The organism is Paenibacillus sp. sg306046 (assembly GCF_059821225.1).
The window spans coordinates 180,278-194,026 of the sequence record NZ_JCAMRT010000007.1 but is presented as its reverse complement, the minus strand read 5'-3'; the positions used below and the strand labels follow the sequence as shown (position 1 = coordinate 194,026).

The 13,749-nt window shown below is 58.6% G+C and carries 7 protein-coding genes; 6 read left to right on the top strand and 1 reads right to left on the bottom strand.

Translation table 11 applies throughout. The features are described from left to right. Positions 1-82: 82 nt before the first annotated feature. The 6 genes from AC6ROY_RS09735 to AC6ROY_RS09710 all read left to right on the top strand — a co-directional run bounded on the left by AC6ROY_RS09735 (position 83) and on the right by AC6ROY_RS09710 (position 11,205). A complete protein-coding gene (locus tag AC6ROY_RS09735) occupies positions 83-2,272 on the top strand; it encodes a DEAD/DEAH box helicase (protein WP_500100109.1) in 2,190 nt (729 codons plus the stop codon). Positions 2,273-2,719: 447 nt separating this feature from the next. Beyond that, positions 2,720-3,310, top strand: coding sequence for a guanylate kinase (locus tag AC6ROY_RS09730; protein WP_500100107.1), 591 nt, complete (start codon positions 2,720-2,722; stop codon positions 3,308-3,310). 227 nt (positions 3,311-3,537) lie between these two features. Then, positions 3,538-4,752, top strand: a complete 1,215-nt coding sequence (locus tag AC6ROY_RS09725) for a virulence factor (RefSeq protein WP_500100106.1) — start codon at positions 3,538-3,540, stop codon at positions 4,750-4,752. A 528-nt stretch (positions 4,753-5,280) separates the two neighbouring features. Next, on the top strand, positions 5,281-7,476 hold the full coding sequence (locus AC6ROY_RS09720) for a stalk domain-containing protein (RefSeq protein ID WP_500100179.1): 2,196 nt from the start codon (positions 5,281-5,283) through the stop codon (positions 7,474-7,476). 12 nt (positions 7,477-7,488) lie between these two features. After that, a complete protein-coding gene (locus AC6ROY_RS09715; RefSeq protein WP_500100104.1) occupies positions 7,489-9,423 on the top strand; it encodes an S-layer homology domain-containing protein in 1,935 nt (644 codons plus the stop codon). Positions 9,424-9,600: 177 nt separating this feature from the next. After that, a complete protein-coding gene (locus AC6ROY_RS09710) occupies positions 9,601-11,205 on the top strand; it encodes a sensor domain-containing diguanylate cyclase (RefSeq protein ID WP_500100103.1) in 1,605 nt (534 codons plus the stop codon). A 258-nt stretch (positions 11,206-11,463) separates the two neighbouring features. On the opposite strand, the gene AC6ROY_RS09705 is transcribed toward AC6ROY_RS09710, so the two are convergent. Then, positions 11,464-13,713: an ABC transporter ATP-binding protein gene (locus tag AC6ROY_RS09705; protein WP_500100102.1), complete on the bottom strand. Its 2,250-nt coding sequence runs from the start codon at positions 13,711-13,713 to the stop codon at positions 11,464-11,466. Positions 13,714-13,749 lie beyond the last annotated feature (36 nt).

The following is a 13,749-nucleotide window of genomic DNA, read 5'->3' as shown; positions in this document are numbered from 1 at the left end:
TTATGCGGACATGCTGTAGAATGCAATATTAATAGGAAGAAAGTTGAATCCAACTAAAATGTACATCTAGGAGATCATATTAATGAAGAAAAACGAATTCACACAACTCGGTGTTAGCGAGCTGGTGTCGGACGCCTTGCAAAAATTCGGCTATAACGAGCCGACCCCTATTCAAAAGGAAGCGATCCCGGCCGTGCTGGCCGGCTCCGATCTGATCGCTCAAGCGCAGACGGGAACAGGCAAAACACTTGCCTTCGTCCTTCCGATTCTGGAAACCGCCGATCCGGCCAAATCGCATGTTCAAGCGCTAATCGTGACGCCGACCCGCGAGCTGGCGATCCAGATCACGGAGGAGGTTCAACGCTGGGCGCCTCTGCGGGGACTGAATGTTCTGTCCGCTTACGGCGGGCAAGACGTGGAGCGGCAAATCCGCAAGCTGGAGGGCAGCATTCATATTATTGTAGCAACGCCGGGACGGCTGCTGGATCATATTCGGCGGGAGACGGTTGCGCTGCACAAGCTGTCGGTGCTTGTGCTCGACGAGGCGGATCAGATGCTGCACATGGGCTTCCTGCCCGAGGTTGAGGAAATTATTTCGGTGACGCCGTCCCGCCGTCAGACGCTGCTGTTCTCGGCAACGATGCCGCAGCGTATCCGTGAGCTAGCCAAAGCCTATATGCGGCAGCCGCTGGAGATCGAAGTCAAGGCCAAGCGTGTGACGCTGGACGGCATCAAGCAGCTGCTGATCCAGACGACGGATCGCGGCAAGCTGGACACGCTGTGCCGGATCGTTGATGAGGAAGCGCCGTATCTGGCGATGATTTTCTGCCGGACGAAGCTCCGGGCAGGCAAGCTCAGAGCCGAGCTGGCGGAACGCGGCTATTCCTGTGACGAGCTGCATGGCGACTTGACCCAAGCCAAGCGGGAGCAGGTCATGAAGCGGTTCCGTGACGCAAAAATCCAGCTGCTGATTGCAACCGACCTCGCAGCGCGCGGACTCGATGTCGAAGGCATCACCCACGTCATCAACTACGATATTCCGCATGACGCGGAAAACTATATTCACCGCATCGGCCGGACTGGCCGCGCCGGGCAAACCGGCACTGCGATTACACTCGCTTCGCCGCGCGACGCCGAATACCTCGTGCTGATTGAACGCGGCATTAAAGCAACACTGCCCAAGCAGCAAGCCGGTCGGCCACAGGCAGGCACAGCGGAACGCAGCCGCGACGCAGGCGAGCAGCGCGAGGCCCGCACCTCCGGACGCGGCGGCTCGCGGCGGGACAACGAGCGCGGCGGACGCAGCACGGGCGGGCGCGGAGCTGAGCGCGGACGTCGCGGCAATGACCGCGAGTTCGGCGGACGCGGTGGCGGCGGCGACGCCAGACGCGGCAGCGAGCGGAGCTCGGGCGGACGCGGCCAAGGACCAAGCCGGGGACTGGCGCAAGGGCCGCGCTTCACAGCGGACAGCGACACGGTCAGCTTCACGAAGCTGCGCCCGCGCGGCAGCGCCGGTTCAGGCCGGGCGGAGAAGCCTGCGCCGCCGCGTGAGATCGAAGGCGGCGCTGGGCGCGATGGCGGCGACGGCTTCGCCAGCCGCCAAGGAGGTCGCGGCGGCCAGAGCAGCGCCGGACGCCAAGGGCAAGGCCACGGCGCAGCGCAGCGCGGCTCGCAGGGCGCCGCAGCTCGCTTCGGCGGCGGCGCTGGGCGCGATGGCGGCGATGGCTTCGCCAGCCGTCAAGGAGGTCGCGGCGGCCAAAGCAGCGCCGGACGCCAAGAGCAAGGCCGCGGCGCAGCGCAGCGCGGCTCGCAGGGCGCCGCAGCTCGCTTCGGCGGCGGCGCTGGGCGCGATGGCGGCGATGGCTTCGCCAGCCGTCAAGGAGGTCGCGGCGGCCAAAGCAGCGCCGGACGCCAAGAGCAAGGCCGCGGCGCAGCGCAGCGCGGCTCGCAGGGCGCCGCAGCTCGCTTCGGCGGCGGCGCTGGGCGCGATGGCGGCGATGGCTTCGCCAGCCGTCAAGGAGGTCGCGGCGGCCAAAGCAGCGCCGGACGCCAAGAGCAAGGCCGCGGCGCAGCGCAGCGCGGCTCGCAGGGCGCCGCAGCTCGCTTCGGCGGCGGCGCTGGGCGCGATGGCGGCGATGGCTTCGCCAGCCGCCAAGGAGGTCGCGGCGGCCAAAGCAGCGCCGGACGCCAAGGGCAAAGCCCGGGCCGCGGCGCAGCGCCGGGCGGGAAACGGCCGCAAGGCCGCACACCGGGCGGACGCCGCGGCCGTTAAGCCAAAGCGTGGCGGCGGCATGCACCGCCCGCGCGGTTAGTCAGGCCAGCTCGCCAGACGCTGGCCTTGTCCACCGCAGAGCCCCGAAATGACACGGGGCCGCTGAATGTTAGAAGCTGGGCCACTGATTGGCAACGATCAGTGGCCCAGCTTATGCAGCGAGGTGTCGGCAATCAGGCTGCCCGAGACGACAGCAGCGCAAGCGAGTCCCTTTGCCCCCTAAGGGTCATCGACTTTGAAACCGGATCAGCCTCCGCCCCCTTCGAGAGCAATGGAAACCGGGCCCATGGTCCGTCACACGTTCGTTCAGAGACCTTTTGCGATGGCCAGGGTCTTTTTTATAGGACGCTCGCTCATGAAAGCCTTTACCTCACCTCCGAAGTCATGTAATATGAAAAATAAGCCAAACGGCAAGGAACTGCACTTCACCATCGAAGGAGGGTTTCCATGTACGAACTGAAGGACAAAGAACTCATTTTTGTTTTCACCGGACCCAATGGCGCCGGACGCAGAACAGTAGCTCAGATGTCAGGCAGTACGCTAGGGATCAAGCAGGTTATTTCGTATACGACCCGCCCTCCCCGCTCATCCGAGGTTGACGGTCAGGACTACCATTTTGTCACGTCGGAAGCCTTCAAGGCCGCTGAAGCCGATCAAGCCTTTATCGAGGTCGTTGAAATTGACGGCAACCGGTACGGGATCAAATCAGCCGATGTCACGGAACAGCTCCAGACCTACGGAGCCGTGTACCTGGTGCTGAACCGCTATGGCGCGGAAACGCTGAAGCAAGTATACGGCGACAAAGCCGTGCGTATTTTCATCTACGCCGACCGCGATACCGTCAGGCAGCGTGAACAAGAGCGCGGCGATTCCCCGGAGCTGATCGACCGCTACATGTCTCATTATGAGGAAGAGATGGCTTACCGAGAATCCTGTGAGCACGCCTTCGAAAATACCGACTTGGCCCACACGGTATTTGATTTGACGAAGGCGCTCGATGAAAACTATTTACACCGCAACCTGCTGGATCTCGATTAACAACCTGCGCTTAGCTTAGCGCTTCTATCGCTGTTATTGCGTTAAGACCACAGCCCGATTCTCGGCGCTGGCGGTCTTTTTGATTGCATTTATACGTGTTCAGCGGAGTTCAACCGCTTTGATCGTTCAAGGAAACTTATGGCTGAAACGCAGTGGCGCAAGTTTTCTTAATGAATGCCACACTGGCGAACCATACTGATAATTAGAGAGATGAAGGAGGCGCCTGGATGGCCATTTTGTTTATTGAACCGACCCCTAGTCCAAATACGATGAAAATTACGCTGTCCGAAAAGCTCGACGATTCGGTCCGTCTGACCTACACCCGGCAGCAAGCCCATGAAGCCCCCGAGCCTTACAACCAACTGCTGGCGATCGACGGCGTGCGCGGCTTGTACCATGCCAGTGACTTTATTGCGCTTGATCGCACGCCCAAGGGAGATTGGCAGCACATTCTCGCCAGCGCGCGCCGCATTTTGGGCGAGGCCGCTCCGGCGTCCCGTCAATCTCGCTCAGGAGCTGGAGACGGCGTTAGCGGCGGTGCAGCGGACACGCAGCAGCAGCCGGGCGGTGGCGAAACGGCGGGGAACGGAGCGACTTTCGGCGAGGTGCTGGTGAAGCTCCAGCATTTCAGAGGCATTCCGCTGCAAATCCGCGTATCGGCTGGAGATGAGGAACGGCGGGCGGCTTTGCCTGACCGCTTCTCCCAGGCTGCCATTCGTGCGGCGGCCGCAGCGCCCAATTTGATCAAGGAACGCACCCTGGAAGATTGGGATACCCGGTACGGTGAGCTGGACGACGTGCTGGAAAGCATTGTATTAGAAATTGACGCCTCCTACGATAATGAACGGCTGGAGCAATTAGCAACCGAAGCGGCGGCTGGACGATTGACGGCCGGTGCGGAGGAGGTCGCGGCGGCCGGACGCAAAACGTTGTCCTATGCGGAAACCGAGCAGCAGCTCCGCTCCCCCGATTGGAAGCAGCGTTACGCGGCGCTGCAGCAAATTCAGCCGTCCTTTGAAACGCTGCCCTTGCTGACTCAGGCGCTTGCCGATGAACAAACGGCGATCCGGCGGCTGGCTACCGTTTATATCGGGGATCTCAAGGAGCCGGTCGTGCTTCCTTATTTATATGAAGCGCTGCGGGACAGCTCCGCATCGGTGCGCCGGACGGCCGGGGACACGTTGTCTGACATCGGAGATCCGGCTGCGCAGGATGCGATGATTGGCGCGCTGCAGGATTCGAACAAGCTTGTGCGCTGGCGGGCGGCCCGTTTCCTGTACGAAGCAGGCGACGCACGGGCGCTTCCCGCTCTGGAGGAGGCTTCCTCCGATCCGGAATTCGAGGTCAGCATGCAGGCCCGCATCGCCCGCGAGCGCATCGAAGGCGGCCATGCGGCAGAAGGCTCCGTCTGGCAGCAGATGACGCGCCGCAACGATACGTAGCGGACCAGCCGTTACCGGAGGCCGTGCGAAGCGCGAGTGGACCGCCATATCCCCTTCCCTACATCATCCGACAGTTCCTTCCCTATCCACAACGACGATCCGCAATCGGATTGCTCCCAAAGTCCCGCATGCACCTGCTCTCAGGCGCTGCGGGATTTTTCGTCGTTGTCGTCCAGGCCGCTAATGCCGCCCATGTCGTCGATGTCGTCGTTGTCGTCCATGCCGTAGATGCTGCCATACCGTCGATACCGCCGATGCGCTCAAGAAGAAAGCTCACTCTCGCAAACGAGCATATTCGCGGCTGCCGTTTGCTGGTATAATTAAGAAAAGCTTTGAAGATACATACGTGTTTTAACGGTAGCTTTTCTTGCGATTACAGAATCCTTCAGCTCCGCTGAAAACTTGTATATTCTATAATCTTGAGAAAAGCTTCGGATCGAGGCACTTTCCACGAAGCTGCATTCGTGTTGCTTCCATCATTCGACATTATGCTATTTTTTTACATAGGGAGAGATTGCTTTGCGTAAAATGATGACCTTATTGTCGCTAACGGCCGCAGCGCTGGTCGTGCCGGTTATGCCCGGCTCCCCTTCCGCCCTGCTAGCGCAAGCGTCGGCTGCCGCTGACTCGCCGCAGCTTGTCATTAACGGCTCGGTTGTTCAGGGGGAATCGGCCTTATTTCACGGAGGAGCGGCAGGATCCACGCTGTTTGCCCCTGCCAAGCTCGTGCTGGAGGCGCTCGGGTATACGGTGGCCTGGAACGCGGGGGAGCGGACGCTTGAGGCTCGTTTAAATGATGAACTCATCACCCACAAGCCCGGCAGCGCCATCTGGACCGTAAACGATGACCCGCTTGTATTCACTGATGCCTCCTTAACGAAGGAAGACACGCTTTGGGCGCCTGTGCAGCCGTTAGCCGAAGCGCTTGGGCAAGAGTTAAAATGGAGTTCGCTGACTTCGACGCTGTATATCAAGCCCTCCTTCGTCGCGTCGATCCGGGAAACGCTCGGCTACGGCTATACCCGGCTCAGCTATGAAGGCGATACGGTAGACGGCTTGCGCCACGGAGACGGGAAGCTGTACCTGGATGGCAAGCTCTGGTACGAGGGAAGCTTCGTCCGCAATAAGCTGGACGGAGGCGGACGGCTGTATGTGAACGGCCAGCTGCGTTATGAAGGCGGGTTTGTCCAGGACCAGCCGCAGGGCCGGGCGACGCTGTACCGGGCGGACGGCAACGTCTATGAAGGTGAATTCAGGCAAGGGCAGCAGACGGGCGAAGGAACATTGTACGATGCGCGCGGACAAGCCCGCTACCATGGCGACTGGCGCAACGGATTAATGGACGGCAAGGGTCAGGTGTTTGACGAGTCCGGCAAGATGACTTATTCCGGCGAAATGAAGCAAAATCGGCAGGAGGGCTACGGCGTTGCCTATGTGGACGCGACCAGCGAGCTGAGCACGATTTTGACGGGGCCGGGTGCGTCCAGCCGGGTGAAAGCTTACGAAGGCCAATGGGTGAACAATGTCCGTTCCGGCGCAGGCAAATCATTCGACAAAAAAGGAAATCTGGAGTACGTCGGCGGCTGGAGCCAGAATAAAAAGGACGGCGACGGCTTTACCTACAAACGCAGCCTGCTCACCTGGGTTGTGAAAAATGATAAAAATGAGCTGGTTCCCGAAGAAAAAGATACGACCGAGCTGAAGGCGTCCCGCTACCGCAACGGCGTGCTGATTGATCAGCAGCCTGAAGGATATTTGTACACCGGAGAGATGCTGTCTGACGGAACGCCGCACGGCACAGGCATTATGTATTACGATATCGGCACGCGCAAGGCGACGGCACAAGGTACAGTAACCGAATCGCCGATCTATTATGAGGGGCAGTTTGACCAGGGACGCCTGACCGGAACCGGGCAGCTGTTTAATAAGCAAGGATGGCTTGTCTATGAAGGCAAGGTGGAAAACGGCAAGCGAAGCGGCCGGGGCAAAAGCTACGAAAATGGCGTTCTCGTCTACGAAGGCGAATGGTCGGCTGACCAGATGTCCGGCTTGGGCCGCCGCTATACGTACGACAAATCGTTTACGGGCCCGACATTTACAGGCAGCTCGTCCTTCCTGATGCACGAGGGCCGCTTTGCCGCCGACAAGGAAACGGAAATGATTGCGGTGTACCGCCAGTATGGACAATTTAAGGACGGGCAGGCGGAAGGCTACGGCGCCGTCATGCTGCTCCACGACTATAAAAACGAAAGCGGCCCCAAGTCGCTCGACAAAGACCAGGGTTCCGCCTGGCTTATTTACGAAGGCGAGTTCAGCAGCGGTCTGCGCAAGGGACAAGGCAAGCTGTATGAAAACAATACGCTGGTGTATCAGGGCGAGTTCAATAACGGCGTTCGTGAAGGCGAAGGACAAGCGTATGAAGACGGCCGACGGTTTGTCGGGACGTTTAAGGATGATCTGAAGCAGGGCCCGGGTAAATTGTATGATGCCTTTGAAACGCTCCGCTTTGACGGTATGTACGATAAAGGCAAGAAAAACGGCTTCGGACGGCTGTTCACCGAAAACGGCGTGTTGTCTTACGAAGGCCAGTTCAAAAACGACTGGCGGCACGGCTATGGCAAGCTGTTCGGCAATGACGGCAAAACGCCTTATTACCAGGGCGAATTCCGTGAGGACAAAACGCTCAGCCAATATTTAGATGATCAGAAGAAAAGTAACCCATAAGGAGGTACGGCTATGACGATCAGAAAACCGGCCGTTGCGCTGTTTCTGCTGCTGTCGCTGGCACTGCTGTTTGTGACGTGGACGCGTGTCGAAGCAGCGGCGGGCGGGACGGATGCAGCGGGCGCTTATTCCGTCAGCGAGGTGACGTACAGCACCAGGCTGCTGTCGCTGACGACGTCGCCGGAGCTGAATCTCGGCTTCTCGCCATCCCGGACGAGCTACAGCGTCTCCGTCCCGACTTCCACGAGCCGCGTTACATTGTGGCCAACGGCGGAATCCAGCTCGGCCACGGTCACCATCAGCGGCAACGTCGTCGGCAGCAGCGGCTATCAGGTCGAATTGTCTAACGGCAGCAATACGATCGTGGTAGCTGTCGCGGCCCCCGGCTCATCGCCAACGTTTTACACGCTGGAAATTTTACGGACAGGCGGCTCGATTGATGCGGCGCTGAGCAGCTTGTCGTACAGCATAGGACGGCTGTATCCGTCCTTTGACCCGGACACGACCGAATATACGCTTTATGTAGACTATCCGGCAGAATACGTGTCGATTACCGCCTTCGTCCGCGCCCGAGGACTGGCCACCTTGGCTTACAACGGCGTCAAATTTCCGAACGGCACTACCATCGTAAACTCGAAGCCGCTGAAAACCGGCGCAACGACACTCGTCATCACGGTCACCGCGCAAAATGAAAACACCCAGGACTACACGATCACGATCAAGCGCGGCGACCAGTTAAACATTACCGTACCTAACGGCAGCAGCGGCACCTTCGATGTTCAGCCGATTGCCAGAGCGAATACGGACCGGCTCATCGAGCCTTTCGGCATCAAGCAAGTGCAGGTCCAGCTTGCCCTCGCTCCTTACAAAGCGGCGCTGCAAGCAAAAGGCGAGGAGCCGGTAACCATTGACGGCACGTCCAGCCAGCCGCGTCCGCATCTGGTCGCTCAAATTTTGCCGGAGCTGTGGAAGGCGGCTGGCGACTATGCCAAAACGCTGCTCATCCAAACCAATCAGCTCGACATCGCGCTCAAGCCCAATGCGCTGCCCCAAACTACGGTAGACGCGGCGGTCGATCTGACCGTGAAATCGGTCGAGCTAGCCTCGCGTGATGAATACGCTGCGGTCCCAGCTTCTGCCGACCGCGTCATCGGCGCCTTCGAGCTGAGGCTGGAATCGGTAGGCAAGGATACCGCACGCTGGAGCACGCCGCTGACGCTGGCACTGAAGCTTGATCCGCACAGCATCAAGCAGGCGGCCAAGCTGGGCGCTTACCGGTATGATCCAGCCGCGCGCACATGGACGTTCCTGGGCGGCGAGCTGAAAACCGGCAATCGGCTGGAATTTCGGGCGAGCGAGCTTGGCCTGGTAGCTGTCTTTGAAGAAAACCGTTCTTATACGGACATCGGCGGCCATTGGGCCGAGCCCATCATTACCATTATGACAGCCAAGCAAATTGCTGGCGGCGTCGGCGAAGGCCGGTTTGCTCCGAACGAGCAAGTAACACGGGCTGAATTCGCGTCTATGCTGGCGCGGGCGATGGAGCTGCAGCAGACAGCAGCCGTTCCCTTTCCGGACGTGCCAAGCGACGCCTGGTACCGATATGACCTTGCCAAAGCGCTGTCAGCCGGACTGATCGAAGGCACCGACAGCGGGTCATTTCTCCCGCAAGCGACTATTACCCGCGAGCAAATGGCTGCCATGATGATGCGCGCCTACAGCTTGAAGACCTCCATCAAGCAGCAAGATATTTTACTGCCGCCCGGCGTGAAATTTACCGATGAGGAGGACACGTCGGCATGGGCTTACCGGAGTGTCCGGCTGGCCGATGCGGTCGGATTGATGAATGGTTCGCCGGACGGCGCGTTTTATCCGAAGCAAACCGCGACACGTGCCGAGGCGGTTGCCGTGCTGTATCGACTGATGAATAAAGTGATGCCTTCCTGATTCCGGCATCCGGCCGCCAGTCACTGCGCTGTCCTTCGTGAAATGGAGGACAGCTTTTTTTACAGCTAACATTACACCCGCGGAATGACGAAAATAATACATAGCGATAGCCGCAACGGCTTGCCTGACCGCGCCTAACCCGACTTGCCAGAACTTACACAAAGGGGCGATTTACCATTGCGATGGGGACAGCGCAAACTGCGGATCATACGAATCCGTCTCATCTACCTGATCACCGGGCTGGTTGTTGCTTCCATGCTGGGAACCACTTGTATACAAACCGCGATTGGCTTTAAGTCCGACATGCAGTCGCTTTCTCAAATGACGCTCGACTTGAATCGGGTTACTGCCGCCAAGATGAGCGCGACGATCGACTCGCTGTTTATGTCGATGCATGCAAGCTTGAAGGCCGCCGCCAATTCCTTGACGCAGCAGACGCTGGAGGATCATATGCTGACGAGGCAGCTGGAGCTGATGAGGGAAAGCGGGGGCTACTTTGATTCGCTGTTTACAACAGATACGAACGGGACTATTGGGCATGCCGTGCCCGCCCCGTTCGATCTGATGCTGATGGGCCAACAGACAGCGCAGGATACCATTCAGCATTCCCTTGTGCTGCGCAGTCCCTATGTATCCCGGCCTTATCCCGGTCAGCTGCCCGGACAAGTTATGCTGATGATGACGAATCCGCTCTTCGACAGCAACGGCCGTTTTACCGGACTCATTGGAGGCACTGTGACCTTGCAGCTATCCAATATCATTAACAGCTTCCTGAGTGTGCCTGTAACCACTCCATCCGAATCGTACGTCTATCTGATTGACGGCAACGGCCATCTGATCTATCATCCGGAGCCGGATCGACTCTGGGACGATGTGACCGCTAACAAAGTGGTGCAAAAGCTGCTGCAGGGTCAAAGCGGTAGCAGTGAAGTCATTAATACACGCAACATCCGGTATTTGGCCGGCTATGCAACCATCATCCAGCCTGGCTGGGGAGTTGTCGTGCAGTCTCCTTACGAAGACATCTACCAGGTTGCCTTGCAAACCGCGAAACGGCAAATTTTGTATTCGCTTCCTTTTTGGCTTGTGTTTCTGCTGGCTGCCATTTTGCTTGTGCGTATGCTCTCCGTGCCGTTTATGGTGCTGTCCAAGGCAGCGGAGCAAATTGCCAAAGGACAACGGGTAAGCGAGCCGCCGTTCCGCAGCCATTGGAATACAGAAGCGAATCAGTTGACCCATACGATTATGCTTGCGATGCAGGTGCTGCAGGAACAGGCGGAGCAGTATGCTGCGCAGGCGCAGACCGATGCACTAACCGGCCTGACGAATCGGCGGATGATGGACTCCTACACCGGCTTATGGGTGAAGGAACAGCGAGCCTTCCGGATGCTGGCGATTGACATCGACCGATTCAAAGCGGTAAATGACACGTACGGCCATCAAGTCGGGGACGAGGTGCTTCGGATGCTGGCCGCCCGCATGCTTGCGGCTGTGGAGGACCGTGCGGTATGCTGCCGGTATGGGGGGGAAGAGTTTGTCGTCCTGCTGCCGGATACGACTGCCGAAGAGGCGTTGCAGATTGCTGAGCGCATTCGCAGCTCGATGGCGGCCTCACCCGGTCCAACAGGCAAGCCAGTCACGGTGTCGATCGGCATCGCCAGCTTCCCGTCCGACAGCGACAATATTCAGGAGCTGTTTCAATTCGCTGACCGCGCTCTGTACCAGGCCAAGCAATTGGGCCGCAATCGGAGCATCATGCACGGCCAGTCAGCGGACAACTAAGGCTGCAGCCGCTAAAGCCAATTAACGGATACAGAAAAAAGCAGCATAACCAACAGATGCGATAGTTGATGCGGGAGGCCGGTCATCCCGTGCTTCCGCTCCACATGCCGTGCATGCCGGTTGGTTTGCTGCTTGTTTTCGCATGCGTACATGCCTATCCCGAAGTCGAAAAGCGCCCCCTGGCTAACAGACAGCTGCTCCGCCTGCAAGCACAGCTATCATTCTCCGGCCAAGGCGCGCTTCTGACACCCTCATTCGTTACGGCTGGCTTTGCCCCGCCTGTGCAGCGGCTGCGGCTCCAATTCCAGTTCCATTTCCTGCTCCAGCTCCTGCTTCAACTCCTGTTCCAGCCCCAGCAGCGGCTTCGCCTCCGCCCGCTTGAAGCTGGTACATCCGGTAGTAGCGCCCCTGCAGCCGCATCAGCTCGTCATGGCTGCCGCGCTCGACAATTTCACCCCGGTGCAGCACCAGAATGAGATCCGCTTCGCGGATCGTGGACAACCGGTGTGCGATAATAAACGTCGTCCGTCCGGCACTGACAACCCGCAGCGCCTCCTGGATCAAGCCTTCCGTCTCACTGTCGATGCTGGCCGTAGCCTCATCAAGTATGAGAATGGCCGGGTCGAATGCGAGCGCACGCGCAAAGGAAATCAACTGGCGCTGTCCGGCCGACAACGTGCTGCCACGCTCGACGACAGGTTCGTCGTACCCGCGCGGGAGCTGTTCGATAAAGGGGGCTGCGCCGACATCGGTCAGTGACTGTCGGACCATCTCCGGCGTAATCCGCTCATTGTATAAGCTGACATTAAACTTGATGTCTCCGGCAAACAGGAACGGGTCCTGCAGCACAATTCCCATATGCTGACGCAGCGCCTGCTTAGACATCTGCTGAATATCGCGCTCATCAATGCGGATTTGTCCTTCCGTCGGATCGTAGAAGCCGAGCAGCAAATTCATAATCGAGCTTTTTCCGGAACCGGTATGACCGACCAGGGCAACCGTCTCGCCTTTCTTCGCTTCAAATGAAATATGGCGCAGCACAGTTTCACCCGGCTTGTAGGCAAAGGTTACATTGTCAAATACCACACGCCCCTCCGGACGCGGCGCAGCAGCGCTTGCAGCCACCGGCACAGCCGTCTCTCCCGGCTCCTCATCCAGTAGCTGAAACACCTTCTCTGACGATACAACCGCACGCTGCGCATTCATCAGCTGATCGAAAATGCCGATAATCGGCTGGAAAAACCGGCCTAGATATTCAATAAACGCGTAAAACACGCCAAATGAAATCGACGTTTGCAGCGATTGTCCGCCGAAATACCACACGGTACAGGCGGTAAACAACGCGCCGATCAAGCCAGTGAAGTTTCGCGAGGACAACGAAAACACCCGCATGTTTTTAATGTTGCTGATGTAGCGGTCCTCATTCAGCGTCTCGAATTCCTTCATGCGGCTTTTCTCCTGCCGGAACGCCTGCAGGATTGGCATAACCGCAATGGATTCACTGATCATGGCATTCATATCGCTCAGCCTTGCACGCATGACGGAGACATATTTTTTCGTGTACTTGAGATGTACGGCCATCACAACCGCAAACAACGGCAGGAACAGGAGCGTAATCAGCGCCAGCTGCACATCAAGAATAAACAACGCAATATAAATCCCGATAATCGTGATCGAGCTGACGACAAAGGTCGCCATAAAGCTGATAAATAAATCCCGCACCGCTTCGGTATCATTCGCAATCCGCGAGACGACTTGACCGATCGGGGTGTTATCGAAGTAGCGCACCGGCAGCCGCTGGATATGCTGCATCAAGTCCATCCGCATCTGCTGAATCATCCGCAACGCGGTCGCCTGCAGCGTGTAGCTTTGGACAAAGTGAAGCAGGCTGCCAGTGATCAACAGTGCAACGTACAGCCCCAGCAGCCGGAATGCCGGCCCAATATCGTGCTGATAAAACAAGGCCGTTTCGACGGCGGTCAGCTTGCGGGCCGAAACCTGGTGGCCGGTCTGATCGCCATTCCCGACCCGGCCGAGCAGCACAGCCTCGCCGGACGCATCCGCCTCCCGCTCCACCGACCAGCTCACTTCATCGCCGGACGGAGCGTTCACCAGATACATGCCGGCGCCGATCTGCACGATGCGGGCATCCCTGCCCCCGGCAAACGGATCGTTCTGGAACGTTTTACCCGCCGTGTAGGCATCCATCCAATCCGAACGGATGTACACGGAATCTCCGAATTCGACCCGCTTCACCTCAGCGAGCCCCGGATCACTGCCTGCTTGCTGACCCGGCAGCGCGGCAGTCTTGTCAAACTGCTTCCACGGCAGCGCGATGCTGCCGATATGGCGGTCAATCATCGTCTTGGCCAGATACGGCCCGGCCAGCTCCGCGCCAACAGCCAGACAGAGCACCACCAGCGCGGCGGCAATCCGGTATTTGTACGCCAGCGTATAACGGAGCAGCCGCCGGATTACCGACGTTTTGACCTTGGGATTGTCTTTCATCGACCCTGTGCTCCTTCCCTTCAACCCTCGTGAAGT

Excerpts from the sequence above, each read along its gene's own strand:
- AC6ROY_RS09735 (WP_500100109.1), top strand. The coding sequence starts at position 83 with ATGAAGAAAAACGAATTCACACAACTCGGTGTTAGCGAGCTGGTGTCG.
- AC6ROY_RS09730 (WP_500100107.1), top strand. The coding sequence starts at position 2,720 with ATGTACGAACTGAAGGACAAAGAACTCATTTTTGTTTTCACCGGACCC.
- AC6ROY_RS09725 (WP_500100106.1), top strand. The coding sequence starts at position 3,538 with ATGGCCATTTTGTTTATTGAACCGACCCCTAGTCCAAATACGATGAAA.
- AC6ROY_RS09720 (WP_500100179.1), top strand. The coding sequence starts at position 5,281 with ATGATGACCTTATTGTCGCTAACGGCCGCAGCGCTGGTCGTGCCGGTT.
- AC6ROY_RS09715 (WP_500100104.1), top strand. The coding sequence starts at position 7,489 with ATGACGATCAGAAAACCGGCCGTTGCGCTGTTTCTGCTGCTGTCGCTG.
- AC6ROY_RS09705 (WP_500100102.1), bottom strand. The coding sequence starts at position 13,713 with ATGAAAGACAATCCCAAGGTCAAAACGTCGGTAATCCGGCGGCTGCTC.